The organism is Robinsoniella sp. KNHs210 (assembly GCF_000686105.1).
In the GTDB taxonomy this organism is placed as follows: Bacteria; Bacillota; Clostridia; order Lachnospirales; family Lachnospiraceae; genus Robinsoniella; species Robinsoniella peoriensis.
In genome coordinates this window covers 1,146,966-1,164,963 of the sequence record NZ_JMLZ01000002.1, presented here as the reverse complement: position 1 = coordinate 1,164,963, position 17,998 = coordinate 1,146,966, and the positions used below count along the sequence as shown (strand labels likewise).

The following is a 17,998-nucleotide window of genomic DNA, read 5'->3' as shown; positions in this document are numbered from 1 at the left end:
AAAAGATTGCAAAAATAAAAAGAATATACACTTGGTATATCCTTTTTTAGTATGTGAGTATCGCAGCAGATTCACTCTAGTATTTTTTTGTACATAATGCCAATTCTTTCATTTCCTTTGCACTTTCCATAACCGTTTCCGTGATTTTTGCACCGCCCAGAATCCGGGCAATCTCATGAATACTCTCATCCTCAGACAGTTCACGGATGGATGTAATCGTATTGTTTTTAACAATTTTTTTCTCGATGACATAATGGCTGTCTGACATGGATGCAATCTGAGCCAGGTGGGTAATACAGATAACCTGATGGTTCCTGGCAATAACTGCCAGCTTTTCCGATACTTTCTGGGCAGTCCTGCCGCTGATTCCCACATCAATTTCATCAAAAATAAGGGTTTCCGTAGCATCCTTATCCGCCAGAACAGTTTTAATCGCAAGCATAATCCTGGAGAGTTCCCCTCCGGATGCCACGCTGCCAAGCGGTTTTACACTTTCCCCGGGGTTTGTGGAGATCATAAAACAAACCTCATCATATCCATTTGCATCTGCCTGTCCGGTCTGGTCTACGGCTATTTCAAACTGCACTTCAAGGAAGTTCAGGTCCACCAAAGCCTCACGGATAGTCTTTGCAAGCTTTTTACCATAGGATTTACGGATCGCAGACATCTTAGCGGCATTCTTATCCAGTTCTGCTTTACAAGCCTCAAATTCCCCGTTTAAACGTTCCATATAGGCATCGTAATCCCGAAGTTCTGACAGCCTCTTTTCTTTTTCATCCTTATATGCCAATATCGCTTTGATACTGTTGCCGCACTTTGATTTCAAATGATTAATAAAATCAAGGCGGTCTTCTATCTTGGCAAAATCCTCTCCGTCAAATGAGATGCTTCCCATATAGGCACTGAGTTCCCGGTTAAAATCCGACAGAAGGCTTTCCACATCGGCAAGCTGGTTATACAGTCCTTCCAGTTCCTTATCATATTCCGTAACCAGAGAGAGATTCCTTAAGGATCTGCCCAGATTTTCGGCGGCTCCTGACATACTGTCGTTTCCACACAGATCATGAATCTCTGTAATATATTCAATAATCTTCTTACCATTAGAAAGTTTTCGAAACTGTGCCTCCAGTTCCTCATCCTCCCCTATTTTTAACCCGGCCTCTTCTATTTCATCTACTTCAAACTGCAGAAAATCCATTTCTTTTGCCTTTTGTGCCTCGTCCATTCTGGTGTCTGACAGCTGATGTTTAATTTTTGTATAATTTCTATACAGAGCAGCACCTTTATCTTTATATTTTGCCAGCTCTTCTTTCGCAAATTCATCCAATATCTGTAAATGATTTTTTTTATTCAGCAGTGACTGATGCTCATGCTGTCCATGAATATCAATCAAAATCTCCGCCAGTTCCTTAACAACGGAAACCGGAACCGTTTCCCCATTTACTTTTGTGATGCTTCTTCCATTCATCAGCTTCCTGGAGATGATCACCTGATCGTCTTCAATCGGTATATCCATATCCAGAATCTGCTTTTTCTGGTTTTCCTGTTCAACAGAAAACACCAGTTCGGCTAATGCGTAATCTGCATCCTCTCTTGCGAATTCTTTAAAACTTTTAAGTCCAAGTGCAACGTTAACAGAGCCGATAATAATAGATTTACCAGCTCCTGTCTCACCTGTCAGTATATTCAGACCTTTCCTGAAGTCCACTTCCAGTTCCTGTATTAACGCCATATTTTTTACATGTAGATTTAGTAACATAAGCTTATCCTTCTACCTCTCCCGACAAAAGATTATTTGTGCTCTGTTCCTACAATTTTACGGATTTTATCCATAACAAGCAGTGTATCATCCACGCTTCGGATGGCACACATAATGGTATCATCTCCTGCAATACATCCCGCTATCTCAGGCCAATGCATGGCATCCAGGGCTGCTGCTACCGCCATAGCCATCCCGGATACCGTTTTCACAACCAGGATGTTCTGCGCCATGTCCATAGATGCAAAACCGTCTTTTAATACCCGCAGGTATTTTTCGTTCATTCCATTTCCGTTTGCCTGCATCACCGCATATTTCTGCCGTCCGCCGTTAATGGCAATTTTAGTAAGTTTTAATTCACGGATATCTCTGGACACAGTAGCCTGGGTCACACGGAAACCTTCCTGGTTTAACCGCTCTGCCAGTTCTTCCTGTGTCTCTATCTCATAGCGGTTGATGATATCTACTATTTTAGCATGTCTTGCTATTTTCATGCCACACCTCCTATGTCTGGTACATTTTCTTTCGTAATATTTCCAAAAAACTGATATTATTTATTTTGACCAGTCTTGCACAGCGGTCTGCCTTTGTAATGACAATTTGATCATTACAGTTTAAATTTACAGAAGTGTCTCCGTCAAAGGTGGCTTCCGCACCCTCTCTGGTACTGTGTCCTTCTCCGATTTCCACTGTTATCTTCGCATTATGTGGCAGTACAATGCTTCTGGTATTTAATGTATGGGGCGCAATCGGCGTTATCATTATGATCTCTGCCTCAGGAGATACGATCGGACCGCCTGCGGACAGGCTGTACCCGGTAGATCCGGTAGGCGTAGAGATGATAATGCCGTCTGCGCTGTAAGAATTTAAAAACTCATCATCTACATAAATATTTAAATCTATAATGCGAAGCCTTCCATTACGACCGATTACAATATCATTTAACGCAATGTCACTCATCAGTTTTTTATTCTGATGATATGCCGTTCCGCTTAACATCATCCGCTCATGAATCTCATACTCATCCAGCAGCAGCTTATCTAGCGCCGGCTTAATATTAGAACGGTCAATCTCAGCCAGATATCCCAGTGTTCCCAGGTTAATTCCAAGAAGAGGTATATTCCGCTCGACAAGATCACGTGATGCCTGCAAAAGCGTTCCATCACCGCCCAGCACCAATACACAGTCCACATCCGGAGGGATAAGCGCTGCATTGGTATACTTATAATTATGTAATTTATTTTTGCCCGGACGCTGCTGTATCATGCAGACTTTTCCCTGACTTTCCAGATAATCCCGGATAGATTTTGTAGTCTCCATATCCGGATCTTTTAAGCAATTCGTTATCACATAAAATTTATCCATACTGATATACCTCTAATTCTGAGTGTGCCTAAACACGCTCTAACGTTTTATGTGCTTCCTTTACAATATCTTCCACAGAAAATGGAATCTCTTCATTCTGTGTGCCTTCCGGCAATTTCTGCAGATAGAGCAGATATTCTATATTGCCTTCCGGACCTTTAATGGGGGAGAACTCCAGTCCCAGTACTTCAAAGGAAATACTGACCGCATAGGCAATGACTTTTCTAATTACTTCTTCATGGACCGCACTGTCACGGACCACTCCCTTTTTTCCGACCTTTTCCCGTCCGGCTTCAAACTGCGGCTTTATCAGGCAGGCAATCTGCCCCTGATCCGTCAGTAAATTCCGCACCGGCAGCAGGACTTTTGTCAGAGAAATAAAAGAAACATCAATGGAGGAAAACTCCACTAATTCTTCTATGTTTTCCGGCTCCACATAGCGGATATTCGTCTTTTCCATGCAGACTACCCGTTCATCCTGTCGAAGCTTCCAGTCCAGCTGACCATGGCCTACGTCCACCGCATATACTTTAACTGCTCCGTTTTGCAGCATACAGTCTGTAAAACCACCGGTGGAAGAGCCTACATCCATGCAGACTTTTCCTTCCAGGGTAATATCAAAATGGCTCATCGCTTTTTCCAGCTTCAGCCCTCCACGGCTGACATATTTCAGGGTATTTCCTTTTACTTCTATTTCTGACTTCTCATCAAAAGTGGAACCGGCTTTGTCCTCTTTCTGTCCGTTAACATAGACATTTCCGGACATAATAATCGCCTTAGCCTTCTCACGCGAAGGAGCCAGCTGCCGCTGCACTAATAATATATCTAAACGTTCTTTCATTGTATCTCCTTACTGGCAGCTTTATTACAATCCAATATAAGCCGCCAGAATCTTTTTCTCCACAGAATCTGCGTCAATTCCCACTTCCTGCTTTAACATATCCACATTTCCATGCTCCACATAGTCATCAGGCAAGGTAATATTCAGGACTTTCACCCGGCTTCCGATCTGGTTAAAATAATCCAGTACTGCTTCACCGAATCCACCGCTTTTTACATTTTCCTCAAGTGTTACCACCAGCCTGTGTTCCTTCTGCAGTTCCAATAAAAGTTCGCTGTCATAGGGTTTCACGAATCTGGCATTCACAAGAGAACAGCTGTAACCCGTGTCCCGCAGCCGTGACCGGACTTCTTTGGCTGTCTTGACCATGCTCCCAACTGCCACAAGGGCGATTTCACTTTCATCATAGATTACTTCGCTTTTTCCATATTTCACAGGCTCCCTGAATTCCCTGAGTCCATCATAAGCTTCTCCTCTGGGATAACGCAGTGCAATAGGTCCGTGATAGGCCACCGCAAATTTCATCATATCAGAAAGCTCCCATTTATTCTTTGGTGCCATTATACACATATTGGGAATGCTGGATAAATAGGAAAGATCAAAAATTCCCTGATGGGTTTCTCCGTCACTTCCAACCAGCCCTGCTCTGTCAATCGCAAAAATCACATGAAGATTCTGTATGCAGACATCGTGAAGCACCTGATCATAGGCTCTTTGCAAAAATGAGGAATACACAGCGACTACAGGCTTAAGTCCTGCTGCCGCCAGACCTGCCGCAAAGGTGACCGCATGCTCTTCCGCAATTCCCACATCGAAGAACCGGTCCGGAAACATATTGCGGAACCGCTTTAATCCTGTGCCGTCGGGCATCGCAGCTGTCACTGCGACTATCTCGGGCTCCCGGTCTCCCAGCTTTCGCATAACTGTAGAAAATATATCGGTATAATTAGATTTTACTCTTTTTGATTTTGGAATTCCTGTCTCAATTTCAAAGGGCTCTGCCCCGTGGAATCTGGCGGGATGACGCTCCGCAGGTTCATAGCCTTTTCCCTTTTTCGTACACACATGCACCAAGACGGCTCCGTTTACTTTCTTTGCCTCTCGAAAAGTCTTGCACACCTGTTCCATATTGTGCCCGTCGATAGGGCCCAGATAGGTAATCCCCATCTCTTCAAACAGCATTCCCGGAATGAAAAGCTGTTTGATCCCGCTTTTGGTTTTACGGATCCGTTTTACAATGCGGTCACCATATACCGGAATTTTAGAAAGGGTATTTGTCACTCCGGATTTCAGTTCGGTATAAGCATCTGCCGTCCTAAGATTTCCAAGATAAGAGGACATTCCGCCTACATTTTCCGAAATGGACATGTTATTGTCATTGAGTACTATAATATAATTCGTTTTGATCTGGGAAGCATTATTCAGGGCTTCATAAGCCATTCCTCCGGTCAGGGCACCATCTCCGATAACAGAGATTACATAGTGCTTCTCTCCTTTGATATCCCTCGCCTGGGCATATCCAAGCCCCGCTGATATGGAAGTAGAACTATGACCGGTGTCAAATGCATCGCAAAGACTTTCTTTACGCTTGGGAAAACCGCTCATGCCTCCATATTTACGCAGCTGGTCAAATCCATTCTTTCTGCCTGTCAGGAGTTTATGAGTGTAGGACTGATGGCCTACATCCCAGATCATTTTATCTTCCGGCAGGTTAAATGTCAGATGCATTGCCATGGTCAGTTCAACTACGCCAAGATTTGAGGCAAGGTGTCCCCCGGAGATGCTGATTTTATGAATCAGAAACTCCCGAATCTCATCTGCCAGCAGAGTAAGCTCTTCTGCATTCAGTTCTTTAATATCATTTTCTTTTTGAATCTTATCTAAAACCATTGGTTCACCTTCTAATTCTCTCTATTCACCAGCTGCAGAATCAGACTGCGCAGAAATTCATTTTTCTGGGGAAGAGAATCCAGGATACGTATTGCACGGTTTGAAATCTGTGCCACGTCCTGTTTCGCTTCTTTCAGTCCCCGCAGGGTTACATATGTGGTCTTATGATTCTTTTCATCACTCTTTACCGGTTTTCCAAGCGCTTTCGTGGTGCTGGTAACGTCCAGGATATCATCCTGGATCTGGAATGCCAGTCCGATATCCGCAGCAATCGCTTCCATCAGATTAACTTCTTCCTTGTCTGCACCTGCCAAGACAGCTCCAACCATCATGGAACCTTCGATCAGGGCACTGGTTTTTAATCTGTAAATAAAATCCAGCCGCTCCCGTTCCAGAGGTTTTCCGGATGCTTCCACATCCACTGACTGTCCGCCGATCATGCCGTTTATCCCTGTTTTTACCGTTAATACCCGAAAAGCCTGTCCAATGCGCGCATTTTCAGGTTCCATGTCAAATGCTTTAGAGGCTGTCTCATAAGCATAATTCAAAAGAGCATCACCAGCCAGGATTCCCATGGCTTCACCATAGACTACATGGGTGGTTTTTCTTCCTCTTCTGTATTCGTCATTATCCATTGCTGGAAGGTCATCATGAATCAGGGAATGGGTATGAATCATCTCCATCGCCGCCATAAAAGGCTCCACTATTCTGCCTGTCCCGCCGAACAGGCGGTAAGACTCCATCATAAGCAGCGGCCGGAGTCTTTTTCCTCCTGCCAGCATGCTGTAATTCATGGCTTCCAGCAGTGTTTTCTGAAAACCTTCTTCCGGTGGAAGATACTGTCTGATTACGTTCTTTACCTGAGCAATCTGCTCTTTCATCTCTTCATTAAAATTCATTCAGCTCACCATTTTCATTAATCACTTGCATTTTCTTTTCCACTGTGTCAATTTTTTCATTACAGCTCTTTAAAAGTTCCATTCCCGACTGATAAGTCTTAAAAGAATCTTCCAGTGAAATATCCCTGCTCTCCAGCGCCTCTATCATTTTATCCAGCTGTGCAAAGGATTCTTCCAGAGTACGGACTTTTGCTTCTTCTTTTTTCTCCATTGGTCAAACTCCTGATTGTTATCGATAGTCCATCGGCTCTTTCTTTTTCACCTCTGCATCTATCCGTCCGTCAGTTACATATATCTTAAGCCTTTCTCCCTGCTCTACCTGCGCGATACTGCTCAGGGTACTTCCTTTATCATCCGTCGCATAAGCATATCCCTGATTCAGCTTTTCAAGGGGTGACAGGCCTTTCATCTTTTCTATATATATTCGAAACTGATGCCGCTTCTCCAAGAGGCGGTCATTCATCAGATTTTGTATTTTATCTTCTTTATCAATTAAAAACTGGCGCTTTTCCTGTAACTGGCTTTCCATTAGGCGCTTCAGTTTTTCTTCTTTTTCTGTCAATGCCCGGCGCTTTTCCTGAATCTGGTTCCGGGGACTTAAATAATTCAGCTTCAGCTGATACTTCGTAAGTCTCTCCTGATTTCTCACCAGCGACTCCTGCATTCTTCCATCCAGTCTTCTCTTATACTGCAGCAACTGTTCTCTTACGGCATATATGTCTGCCACTGCAAGCTCTGCTGCCGCAGAAGGAGTGGGTGCCCGAAGATCCGCCACATAATCTGCTATTGTAACATCGGTTTCATGTCCCACTGCCGAGATCACAGGCGTACGGCATTCAAAAATTGCACGGGCAACCTTTTCTTCATTAAATGCCCACAAATCCTCAATGGATCCGCCGCCTCTTCCTACGATAATAGTATCCACACCGCTTCTGTCCAAAGTATGGATGCCCTTAACAATACTGTCAGCTGCACCTTCCCCCTGAACCAGTGCCGGATATAAAATCAACTGGACATAAGGGTTCCTGCGGTAAGAGATATTCATAATATCACGGATTGCAGCACCGGTTGGAGCCGTTACGATCCCAATCTTTCTGGCAAATCCCGGAATTTCCTGCTTATATTCCGCCGCAAACATACCCATTTCTTCCAGTTCTTTTTTTAATGCCTCATACTTTTCATAGAGAAGCCCTGCCCCATCCAGAATAATTTCTCTGGCATAGAGCTGATACCTCCCATCCCGTTCATATACACTGACGCTGCCCATGGCAATTACACGCTGTCCGTCTTTCATTGGAAACGCCAGCCCTTTTCTTGCACCTGCGAACATCACACAGGCCATTGTGCCCGTTTCATCCTTCAGAGAAAAATAGATATGCCCTGAAGTGTGGTATTTACAGTTGGAAACCTCTCCTTTTACATAAATACGTGCCAGCATGAAATCCTGCGTAAACATATTTTTAATATACGCATTCACCTGGCCTACGGAATAAACATTCTGCATTTTATCTCCTATAAAGCTAGTTTAGCCAAAATTCCGTTAACAAATGCAGGTGAATCATCTCCACCGAATTTCTTTGCAAGTTCAACTGCCTCGTTAATGGCAACTCCTACGGGAATTTCTTCATCAAATTTCATTTCATATACTGCAAGACGCAGTATCGTCAGGTCCACTTTACCCATACGGGTGGTTTTCCAGCCTTCCGCAATCTGATCGATTGACGCATCAATTTCCGTTTCTTTCTCCAGGATCATTTGGTACTTTCCTTCAATATATTCCTGGTTCTTCTCTTCCACATCACCCAGATCCTCAAAGTAAATAGAAAGCTGCTGCTCCATTTCCTCTGCATCATGAAACTCCGTAAAAAACAGTAATTTAAATATGTGTTCTCGTAATTCTCTTCTGCCCATTATTTTTCCTCCGGGTCTTCCTTTTTCTCGTATCTTACCACAAATATTCTATCCATGCAAAAAAGGGATGTCCTGTCTCAGACATCCCACTGATTATTTGCGTTTTTCCATAGTCACGCCGGCAATTCTGACATTTACATCTGCCACGGTTAGTCCTGTCATATTTTCTATGGATGCTTTTACTTTTTCCTGAACTTTCTTACTGGTTTTTACGATACTGTAACCATAATCCAGGTTCAAAGTCATATCCACATTTACAATGCCATCCAGCACCGCAACCTTTACACCCTTTGATAAATTTTTCATTCCGAGCTTTCCTACCAGCTCTTTTGTAATATTTCCTTCCATGCTGGCTACACCTTCTACTTCTGTGGCTGCCAGTCCGGCAATAATTGCTACTACTTCATCAGCAATCTGAACCTGTCCGAAACTCTCATCTGTTGGTATATTATAACCGTATTGATTATCTTCTTTACTCATAATAACAACCTCCTACTCACGTTGTTCTATTACACTATGTTTATTATACCAAATTTTCTGATTTTTGCAAATGAAAATATTTTGCAGTTCTACTTGCCTATTTTCTCCTTTTCGCCTAAAATATAACCATACATATATGAGGAGGTACTATTCATGAAGAAAAAAGGACTATTAATTTTAATATTGACTTGTTTATCTCTTGGTATAACCGCATGCCAGAGGGATTCTTCCGGAGACACAGAAAAAACAACAGCTAAAACTGAAACCACAAAAAAGACTACTGCAAAAGAAACCCAGAAAAGCAGTAATACTTCTAAAAACAAAAAAAATACACCGATATTAAAAGGAGAAACAACCGCACCGGAAACAGAGCCTGTCACCACACCGCAGACTACTCCCGAGACAACGCCTCAGACAACGGAAGCTGTGACTCAGGAAGCAACTACCGAAACACAATCCCAGACAAGTTCTGCTAATACCACAGAATCATCCGTAAGCATCCCAACCGATGCGGATGCCCAGTGCCAGTACTGCGGCGAGTGGTTCTCCACCATACAGGATGAAAGCGGTACAAGCCCTTATGGCCGCCATGTGGCCCAGGAAGGCAATAATTATGACATCACGGAAAACCAGCAGGATAGCACTGCACAGTGCCCATATTGCGGCGGTTGGTTTTCTACGGTTCCCCAGGGAGATGCCTGGAGTGCATTTGATTCCCATGTTCTTGAGGAAAAGCAGTCACAGGAGTACTAAAAATCTGTGCCGTCCAGCTTCGGGGATACGCCCCACTTTGCGGCATATTTGCCCCGAATTCAGGTTACGTAGCCCGCTACGCGCCCTTCATCCGGGACAAATCTCCCACAAACTGTGACGCACAGCTGCCAGAAAGCAATTTTAAAACACGCTCTAGAGCCTCCCGACGTAAACGCCGGGAGGCTCTAGTATTTTTACTTAGGATCTTCCGAATTCTGAGAGCACAAGCCCTTCATTTCTCTCTTGGGTCATACGGATACTCCAGGAATTTACCCAGATAAGCAGTGGATTACCTTTCAGGTCTTTGATCTTCTTCATATCAGAAGTGCCAATCAGTTTCGTCATATCATAATCTTTATTCTCGATCCAGCGGATATGTTCGTAAGGCAGAGTTTCCATACGGATTTCCACATTGTACTCATTTTCCAGACGGTATTTTAATACTTCAAATTGCAGGACACCTACTACCCCAACAATGATCTCTTCCATACCGGTGTTAAATTCCTGAAAGATCTGAATCGCACCTTCCTGGGCAATCTGATTGATTCCCTTCACAAACTGCTTTCTCTTCATGGTATCCACCTGGCGTACCCGTGCAAAATGCTCCGGCGCAAAGGTAGGGATTCCTTCATATGCAAATTTTTTCCCCGGCATACAGATGGTATCTCCGATTGAAAAAATACCCGGGTCAAATACGCCGATGATATCTCCTGCATATGCTTCATCCACAATGTGGCGTTCCTGTGCCATCATCTGCTGTGGCTGGGAAAGGCGCAGCTTTTTCTCACCCTGCACATGATAAACTTCCATACCCGCATCGAATTTACCGGAACAGATACGCATAAATGCAATCCTGTCCCGATGTGCCTTATTCATATTCGCCTGAATTTTAAACACAAATGCTGAAAAATCTTCCGACATCGGATTTACTTCTCCAATGTCTGCATTTCTGGGAAGGGGAGAACTTGTCATCTTTAAAAAGTGCTTTAAAAAAATCTCAACTCCAAAATTCGTCAAAGCAGATCCAAAGAATACCGGGGATAATTCGCCCTTGCTTACCAGATCCTGATCAAACTCAGCACTGGCTCCATCCAAAAGCTCTACTTCCTCCAGAAGCTGTTCTTTATTTTCCATACCAATAAAGGCTTCCAACTGGGGATCATCCAGATCGTATTCTCTGGTTTCTCCTTCTTTTGTTCCCTTCTCTGTATCTGTAAACGTGGTTACTTTATGGCTTGTACGCTCGTAAACACCCTTGAAGTTTTTACCGGAACCAATCGGCCAGTTTACCGGGCAGGTTGCAATTCCCAGTTCCTTTTCAATGTCATCTAATAATTCAAATGTATCGTTTGCATCTCTGTCCATCTTGTTGATAAATGTAAAGATGGGGATATGGCGCATCACACATACTTTAAAAAGCTTTCTGGTCTGTGCCTCCACACCTTTGGAAGCATCGATTACCATAACTGCGGAATCCGCCGCCATCAGTGTACGATAGGTATCTTCCGAGAAATCCTGATGTCCCGGTGTATCCAGAATATTGATACAGAAACCGCCGTAATTAAACTGCAGCACAGAGGAAGTTACCGAAATACCCCTTTCCTTTTCTATTTCCATCCAGTCTGACACCGCATGTCTGGAAGTCGCTTTTCCTTTTACGGAACCGGCTAAATTAATTGCTCCTCCATAAAGCAGGAACTTTTCCGTCAATGTAGTCTTACCAGCATCCGGATGTGAAATGATGGCAAAGGTTCTTCTTTTCTTTATTTCATTTGTTATATTGTTACCCACGGTAATTCCTCCATATATATCTATTTTCACTGATCGTGTCTGAAAATTGCTCGTATCAGGATGTGCTTTCCAATTTGAGGCAGTTTTTGACAGCCACTAGCTATTTTAACAAGGTTCTTGTCAACTGTCAATCAGGGAAGACAGACTTTTTTCAGTCTGGCTCCCCTTGTTAATACACTATTCACTCTGCGTCATAGGTGTAATTACAATATTTTCTCCGGCGATGTTTGTTTTACGTTTTACAATATCTTCGATCTGGGCTCTCTGAGAATCAGAGATTTCTGCCATACCGATAACAACATCTGCTTTATCATCTGTAATGCTGACAACGGAATTCTTAAATCCTTTTGCTTCCAGCATCAGTTCTGCTGCTGCTTCACGTTCTGTGATGTCCGTCATAGCTGTCATATCATCAATTGCATTTTGTTTCTGGTCCTGGCTGATGCTTTCGTTGTTTATAACGCCAAGAAGAGTTTCTTTATTTTTAGCACGAACCTGTTCTCTGGACAGTTTGGCCTCTGCAGCAAATCCGGAACTGGTAGCTGAACTTGTAAGAACTGCTTCCCCTGGTGTATCGCTGATTTCGCCTTCTGCTGTTTCAATGCTGGCATCTGATGAAGCCGTGTCGGCCGATGCAGTGTCTTCTGATGAGAGATCAGCTGAAGCGGTATTGGAATCAGATGTATCTGCCAAAGCCGTTCCATCCGTAGAAATGTCTGCGGATGCACTCTCAGTTCCCGTTGTAATGTCTGCAGATGCACTGTCGCTTGATACGTCTTCCAAATCCTGATCCAGGCTCGGAATGTCCACTAATGCACTCTCATTTTTCATCTCACTTTCCGTTTCCTTCTGGCTTACTACCCCATTTTTATCAAGTGCAGATTGTGTGGCATCCTTGCCAAGCTTATTTCCCGAGTAGTTTAAGTACCCTGCAACTGCAATCATGACTGCAAGTGCCGTAATAATAATTTGATTCTTCTTAAAAATATGTTTCACACTTTCCCCCTCCTTAATTCATCTTCATTACTTTGATTTTATGCGCGTCGATATCAAATAATGACATAACTGCCTCAGTAATATTATTAACTGTCACCGGATCACCTCCGCCCTCTGCCACGATCAGTACTCCCGCAATTTCCGGTTCCAATTCTTTTACTACATATGGAACCTGGTTTCCATTTTCGTCTTTTTCATAGACAGTTTCTTCCCCCGTTACATTTTCCATAGTGGAACGGATTCCCCCTTCACTGTCCTTCTCTTCCGTATTTTTATCTGTTACCGGCGAGTCTTTTTCCACAATTTTCTCTTTAGAAGATTTCTGCGTAAGCATTACCTCTACTTTACCCACCCCTTCCACCTTGCTCAGTGTCTGTACAAGCCGCCCTTGCAGAACATCCAGATCATCTTTCTTTGTGGTATTTGTAAGTCCTGACGTATTTTCAGTAGTCGGAACGGACGGCGTACTATTTTTATCCTGTGTTGGAATTGCAATAACCAGAAGCAGCACCCCCGCCAGCAGGGCAATCAGAAGATGGTCTTTATTCATATGTTTTAATTTTTCAATAATCGGCCCTAATCCTTTTCCCATGTGAACTACTCCCGTACATCAATATTTATATGTCCAACCGGTATCTGATATACTTCCTCAATCTCTTTTTTTATACTTTTCACAGCTTCATTCTCCTTTCCATCCCCTTTTGCTGCCTGTCCCACGTGAATATCAATTTTTGTATTCTTTTTGGAAATCACCAGATCGGCAGATTCAATACCGACGATACTTTCTCCATCCTTCTGATATTCCAGCGAAGTAGAAACCGGATAATACTCATGTTGGATCACGATCTGTTCGACCTGCCTCTTTATTTCTGTTGAAAAAGCCTGTTCGATCTTATCTGATTTTAAACCCTCCAGTCCCTCTTTTGCTGTCTTTACATTATCCAGTTCCTCCTTAAGCCCCTCAATGCGCAGTGCCTGGTCAAAAGATTCCGACATATTTGTAAGGTTCGCAAGTGGTGCCATAACCAGTATTACCAGCAGGATGCCGCCAATGAACCGTACATACCGTTTAAAGCCTTCATTTGGCACAATATGAAGGATCACATTAAAGACACAGAGATAACAGGCAATATTGCGCACCCAGGTATAAATCCCGGACATTCCTTCACCTCCCTATAAACGCTACAATCCCCGAATGGACGCAGTTACCATTGCCAGCGTAATTAAGAATAACGCCCCGGCAGTAAACAGGATTCTCACAAGAAGTGCCGCCCCATCTCCTATACTGGCAATACAGTCAATCATCCGCTTGTCCGAAATCGGCTGTATCACTGCACTTAACAGCTTGTACATAAAGGTGCCTATTACCAGTTTGACTAAGGGCATCAGGCAGATTATCAATACTGCAATCAGTCCAGCAACACCCACAGCATTTTTGACCAGCACTGCTGACCCCACCACCACCTCAGAAACTGCATTGAACACATTTCCGATAACAGGAATTGCCCCGGAAGTTTTATGCAAAAGGGTATTTTTAAGAGAATCCACTGCCGGCATGATCAGACACTGTACTGTCTGTATCCCAATCACAGCTCCCAAAAGCGTTTTTAATACCCAGGAAATCATTAAATTTAATAATTCTGCCATTTTTGATAAATACTCTTCTTTTGCCAGATGATTTAATAAAAGGAAAAGCACATACAGATTTACTCCCGGCAGCAGCAGATATTTTAAAACCCACTGAATCACAGTAATCAGAATCAGCGTCAATTCATAAAATCCAGCTGCAGTTATGGAACCAGCCGCAAAAGTGGCTGCTACAAAATAAGCGGGGAGCAGTACCTTCATGAAATTCAGAACCTGTCCCAGTGTGTCCATTGTCAATTGGCTCATATCCCAAAATGCCTTAATCAAAACCGTGAACAGCAGCAGATACATCATATAAAAGCTAATATCCGCTATCTGGCTTTTTTCAAATACCCCGGTAAAATTTGTAAAAATAGCTGCCGCTATAACGATCATTATGATATGCATCATAGTTGATTTATACTGATTTAACTCTGCAAAAAATGCTTCTTTTACAATTTGCAGGATACTGGACGGCGTCATGGGCATTTCCCCTTTTATCAGCTTCCCAAGTGCATCCTTAAAATCAAATTTTGTATCCCCCAGTATGTTGTCCAGCGTAGATTCAATTTCATTCAAATCCAGCTCGTCCAAATAGGACTCCTGCAATTCCTCTTCTTTCGCTTCTGCTTGTACCACCATGGATGTCCCAAGGAAGAGGAGGCCGATTAAGGTCAGGACAAACCAGAATTTTTTCATCACCCCCATACTCCTCCTTCCAGAGCGTGTTTGGAAATTGCTTTCTGACAGGTGTGTGCAGAAATAAATTTACAAACAGGCTCTAACTCATAAAATCATGAATCGTGTCTAAAAGCGCCATTAACACCGGAGCACTTACCACAAAAATGGAGATCTTTCCAAAGATTTCAATTTGCCCGGCAATTGCCGAGTATCCGGCATCTTTGCAGACATTTGAGGAAAAATCAGCGATATAGGTAATGCCGATTATTTTAAGTAAGATACTCAGGTAAGAATCTTTCAATGCAATATAATTTTTCAACGTCTCCAGGGTCTGGGTCAAAAAGGTTAGTTTTTCAATTGCATAGAAAAATATTAATATGCATGTTGCCATACTGATAAATACGGCAAACTGGGGCTTTACATCTTTGATAAACAGAGCTGTCAGAATTCCTGCTATCCCAAGAATTCCTATTTTCATCATATCCATTACCGATGCACCCCCTTAAAGCGCAAACAGACTCTTAATTGTTTCAAATAATTGATTAATATAAGGCAGTATCCAGAAAAGCACCAGCACCAGTCCGGCAAGACTAGTCAAAAATGCGTGTTCTTCCCTTCCACTATGCTTTAGTACCTGGCTGAGTACCGAAACCAGAATTCCGACCGCCGCAATTTTAAATATTAAATTTACACTCATCTTTTTCCCCTCACCTTCATCTGCTGATACACCGTTTTCTAATCAAAACGAAGTACCCGGCTTTTTGACCCTGCCTATATTCCATAATATGTGCCATACTGCCGGCACGCTGTCAGATTAAGATGATTGCCAGAAACAGCCCTCCCATCACGCCAAGGCAGTGATAAACCCTTGATTTATTCTGGTAATTCTGCCTAGCTTGTATACAATTTTCATTTAACTGCTCTAAATACAAGTCAATGTTTCTAAGCTGCATGTCAATATCCAGATAGCCCAGATGGCTTCCCACCGTTTTCAATTGTTCCAGATCCTCTTTTGCAAGGTAGCAGTGCTCCAGCTTTAAATCCACCCCCTCTTCAAAAATCCTGGAAAGGCTTCTTCCATCCCGCTTCTCCATTTCCTCTGACAGATATTGCAGAAACCCCTGAAACAACGGCCCTGATCGTTGTCCCACTTTGCCAAACCCTTCTGCCAGCGGTGTTTTTCCATATTTTATTTCTCCCTGCAGCATTACAAACATACGCTTTAGCTCAGTTAACTGCACTACCCTCTTCTCCAGGTCTTTGCTCATTGAAAAACCAATCGCCGAGGATGTTGCGATTACCATACCTATTCCCAGCATCTTCAGCATGAAAGTACCTCCTTTTCATACAGCCTTGTCCCACGTTCATCAAATATTTCTTTGACCTTGCCTATCTGTTTGTAGTTGTGTAGAATAATATATCTTTCAAATACCCGTTCTAGAACCAGTTTTTGAAGTAATGGTTTTCTTTTTACATCTTCAATGGAACTTCCATGCACCGTAGCCAGCAGCTTACAGCCGCAATGTATCACGGATTCAATGGCATGAATATCCTCATAGTCTCCAATTTCATCCACGGCAATAATTCTGGGAGACATAGAACGCACCAGCATCATCATCCCCTCCGCTTTTGGGCAGCAGTCCAGCACATCTGTCCGGATACCCAGATCATTTTGGGGCACTCCAAGATATGCTCCTCCAATTTCCGACCGCTCGTCTACTACCCCAATCGTACTCCCCTGAAAATAAGAAGTCCCATTGGAAAGCTGCCTGATCATATCCCTTAATAAGGTTGTCTTTCCGCACCTGGGCGGAGAGATAATCAGCGTATGGCAGATTTCATCCCCCTGTATTACATAAGGAAGCACTTCTGTTGCGCATCCCTTTATCTGATGTGACAAACGGACATTTATAAAAGAAATATACTTCACACTTTTAATCCTTTCCCCATCCATAATAATTTTTCCTGCTATTCCAACCCGATGCCCGCCCTGTATTGTAATAAATCCCTGCTTTAATTCATCTTCAAAAGCATATAGGGAATAATTTGAAATATATTCCATCGTCTCAAGAAGTTCTTTCTTCTGAACCATGTAGCCATCTGCTTCCCTTGTACTTAACCGTCCCTTACCGGAAACGAAATACTCTCTGCCCGCACAGGTAATCAACAGCGGCTTATCAACCCTTAGTCTGATCTCCTGGAGTTTTTCAAAATCAACATCTATCTTCTGTAAAATGTCCCGGATTCCCGTCGCAAAAATTCTAACGAAATCATCTTTTCCTTTCATGCCCTCACCCCTTTTAACCAATATATGAGGTTGTACATGAAATATACCTTTAGGAAAATTTTTTTATTCCATCCGCAAAAAAAGCCGCAAAGAGTTTCCCCCTCACAGCTTTATACTTCCCGATCACCGGCAAAGCCCCGCTTTTTGTAAATATATATCAGAACGCAAAAAAATAGGAACGAGCATCAACTATACATCACCTTGTTGATACTCGTCCCTAATGAACTTCAATCATTCTTTTACCTCTTTTTCATCTTTGTAATCTTATTCGTCGACTTTTCTCAATTACAATTTCTAAGGTTTTGATTATACCTTAATTCTCCGTTTAAAACTCTTACATTTTAAACTTCTTTTGTTTAAAATCATTCTGTTTTAAACTTCTGTTGTTTAAATTCCTCGCTTTCTAAGTTTTCATAAAATTCTTAAACTACTTCTGGTTCTGATACTTCATTTCAAACCACTTTGTTAAAATACTTATTTAAACATTTGCTTTTTAAGTATTGGCTCTTAACTCTTCATCCAAAATCTCTGATCATTTACACCCTGATCAAAAATATTAAATTACTTCCTAAAAACTCCAATCTCTTAAACGATTCGTCTAAATTCTTCTACTTCAACTACAATTGCTTAAAACTGCTCACTTCAAACCTCTTGCTGCTTAAACCTTTTAATTCTTTTTACTTAAATAACTTCTTTTAAACTTCTTCTGTTTAAAACTG

21 protein-coding genes are annotated in these 17,998 nt (G+C 42.6%); 2 read left to right on the top strand and 19 right to left on the bottom strand.

The window, feature by feature from the left end:
- Positions 1–76: 76 nt before the first annotated feature.
- The 10 genes from recN to CD03_RS0111890 all read right to left on the bottom strand — a co-directional run bounded on the left by recN (position 77) and on the right by CD03_RS0111890 (position 9,145).
- A complete protein-coding gene (recN, locus tag CD03_RS0111935) occupies positions 77–1,759 on the bottom strand; it encodes a DNA repair protein RecN (RefSeq protein ID WP_027293834.1) in 1,683 nt (560 codons plus the stop codon).
- A 32-nt stretch (positions 1,760–1,791) separates the two neighbouring features.
- Complete coding sequence (gene argR, locus CD03_RS0111930; RefSeq protein WP_027293833.1) at positions 1,792–2,253, bottom strand: arginine repressor; 462 nt, start codon at positions 2,251–2,253, stop codon at positions 1,792–1,794.
- Positions 2,254–2,263: 10 nt separating this feature from the next.
- Positions 2,264–3,124 carry an NAD(+)/NADH kinase gene (locus CD03_RS0111925; RefSeq protein ID WP_027293832.1) on the bottom strand — a complete coding sequence of 287 codons (861 nt, stop codon included), beginning with the start codon at positions 3,122–3,124 and terminating at the stop codon, positions 2,264–2,266.
- Between the two features lie 28 nt (positions 3,125–3,152).
- Positions 3,153–3,965 carry a TlyA family RNA methyltransferase gene (locus CD03_RS0111920; protein WP_027293831.1) on the bottom strand — a complete coding sequence of 271 codons (813 nt, stop codon included), beginning with the start codon at positions 3,963–3,965 and terminating at the stop codon, positions 3,153–3,155.
- A 24-nt stretch (positions 3,966–3,989) separates the two neighbouring features.
- Positions 3,990–5,855, bottom strand: a complete 1,866-nt coding sequence (dxs, locus tag CD03_RS0111915; protein ID WP_027293830.1) for a 1-deoxy-D-xylulose-5-phosphate synthase — start codon at positions 5,853–5,855, stop codon at positions 3,990–3,992.
- An 11-nt stretch (positions 5,856–5,866) separates the two neighbouring features.
- On the bottom strand, positions 5,867–6,754 hold the full coding sequence (locus CD03_RS0111910) for a polyprenyl synthetase family protein (protein ID WP_027293829.1): 888 nt from the start codon (positions 6,752–6,754) through the stop codon (positions 5,867–5,869).
- The gene (gene xseB / locus CD03_RS0111905; protein ID WP_027293828.1) at positions 6,744–6,965 is read right to left on the bottom strand and encodes an exodeoxyribonuclease VII small subunit; all 222 of its coding nucleotides are present in this window, start codon (positions 6,963–6,965) and stop codon (positions 6,744–6,746) included. The genes CD03_RS0111910 and xseB overlap by 11 nt, the downstream gene beginning before the upstream one ends.
- An 18-nt stretch (positions 6,966–6,983) precedes the next feature.
- Positions 6,984–8,258: an exodeoxyribonuclease VII large subunit gene (xseA, locus tag CD03_RS0111900; protein ID WP_027293827.1), complete on the bottom strand. Its 1,275-nt coding sequence runs from the start codon at positions 8,256–8,258 to the stop codon at positions 6,984–6,986.
- A gap of 8 nt (positions 8,259–8,266) precedes the next feature.
- A complete protein-coding gene (nusB, locus tag CD03_RS0111895) occupies positions 8,267–8,665 on the bottom strand; it encodes a transcription antitermination factor NusB (protein WP_027293826.1) in 399 nt (132 codons plus the stop codon).
- 93 nt (positions 8,666–8,758) lie between these two features.
- Positions 8,759–9,145, bottom strand: coding sequence for an Asp23/Gls24 family envelope stress response protein (locus CD03_RS0111890; RefSeq protein WP_027293825.1), 387 nt, complete (start codon positions 9,143–9,145; stop codon positions 8,759–8,761).
- A gap of 153 nt (positions 9,146–9,298) precedes the next feature.
- Between CD03_RS0111890 and CD03_RS0111885 the strand changes: the two genes are divergently transcribed.
- Positions 9,299–9,898: a hypothetical protein gene (locus CD03_RS0111885; RefSeq protein WP_027293824.1), complete on the top strand. Its 600-nt coding sequence runs from the start codon at positions 9,299–9,301 to the stop codon at positions 9,896–9,898.
- 2 nt (positions 9,899–9,900) lie between these two features.
- The gene (locus tag CD03_RS39945; RefSeq protein WP_442969737.1) at positions 9,901–10,179 is read left to right on the top strand and encodes a DUF6783 domain-containing protein; all 279 of its coding nucleotides are present in this window, start codon (positions 9,901–9,903) and stop codon (positions 10,177–10,179) included.
- Here CD03_RS39945 and CD03_RS0111880 read toward each other — a convergent pair.
- The 9 genes from CD03_RS0111880 to spoIIIAA all read right to left on the bottom strand — a co-directional run bounded on the left by CD03_RS0111880 (position 10,097) and on the right by spoIIIAA (position 17,279).
- Complete coding sequence (locus CD03_RS0111880) at positions 10,097–11,695, bottom strand: peptide chain release factor 3 (protein WP_027293823.1); 1,599 nt, start codon at positions 11,693–11,695, stop codon at positions 10,097–10,099. The genes CD03_RS39945 and CD03_RS0111880 overlap by 83 nt on opposite strands.
- A 171-nt stretch (positions 11,696–11,866) precedes the next feature.
- Complete coding sequence (locus CD03_RS0111875) at positions 11,867–12,685, bottom strand: SpoIIIAH-like family protein (protein WP_027293822.1); 819 nt, start codon at positions 12,683–12,685, stop codon at positions 11,867–11,869.
- Between the two features lie 13 nt (positions 12,686–12,698).
- Positions 12,699–13,277 carry a hypothetical protein gene (locus tag CD03_RS0111870; protein ID WP_027293821.1) on the bottom strand — a complete coding sequence of 193 codons (579 nt, stop codon included), beginning with the start codon at positions 13,275–13,277 and terminating at the stop codon, positions 12,699–12,701.
- 5 nt (positions 13,278–13,282) lie between these two features.
- Complete coding sequence (locus CD03_RS35995; RefSeq protein WP_052377773.1) at positions 13,283–13,846, bottom strand: stage III sporulation protein AF; 564 nt, start codon at positions 13,844–13,846, stop codon at positions 13,283–13,285.
- Positions 13,847–13,867: 21 nt separating this feature from the next.
- Positions 13,868–15,010 (bottom strand): stage III sporulation protein AE, encoded by a 1,143-nt coding sequence (locus tag CD03_RS0111860; protein WP_242849182.1) that lies wholly within the window; start codon positions 15,008–15,010, stop codon positions 13,868–13,870.
- An 82-nt stretch (positions 15,011–15,092) separates the two neighbouring features.
- On the bottom strand, positions 15,093–15,479 hold the full coding sequence (spoIIIAD, locus tag CD03_RS0111855) for a stage III sporulation protein AD (RefSeq protein ID WP_027293819.1): 387 nt from the start codon (positions 15,477–15,479) through the stop codon (positions 15,093–15,095).
- Positions 15,480–15,494: 15 nt separating this feature from the next.
- The gene (gene spoIIIAC, locus CD03_RS0111850; protein WP_027293818.1) at positions 15,495–15,689 is read right to left on the bottom strand and encodes a stage III sporulation protein AC; all 195 of its coding nucleotides are present in this window, start codon (positions 15,687–15,689) and stop codon (positions 15,495–15,497) included.
- 112 nt (positions 15,690–15,801) lie between these two features.
- The gene (locus CD03_RS0111845; protein WP_027293817.1) at positions 15,802–16,320 is read right to left on the bottom strand and encodes a stage III sporulation protein AB; all 519 of its coding nucleotides are present in this window, start codon (positions 16,318–16,320) and stop codon (positions 15,802–15,804) included.
- Complete coding sequence (gene spoIIIAA, locus CD03_RS0111840) at positions 16,314–17,279, bottom strand: stage III sporulation protein AA (RefSeq protein WP_027293816.1); 966 nt, start codon at positions 17,277–17,279, stop codon at positions 16,314–16,316. The genes CD03_RS0111845 and spoIIIAA overlap by 7 nt, the downstream gene beginning before the upstream one ends.
- Positions 17,280–17,998: the final 719 nt, after the last annotated feature.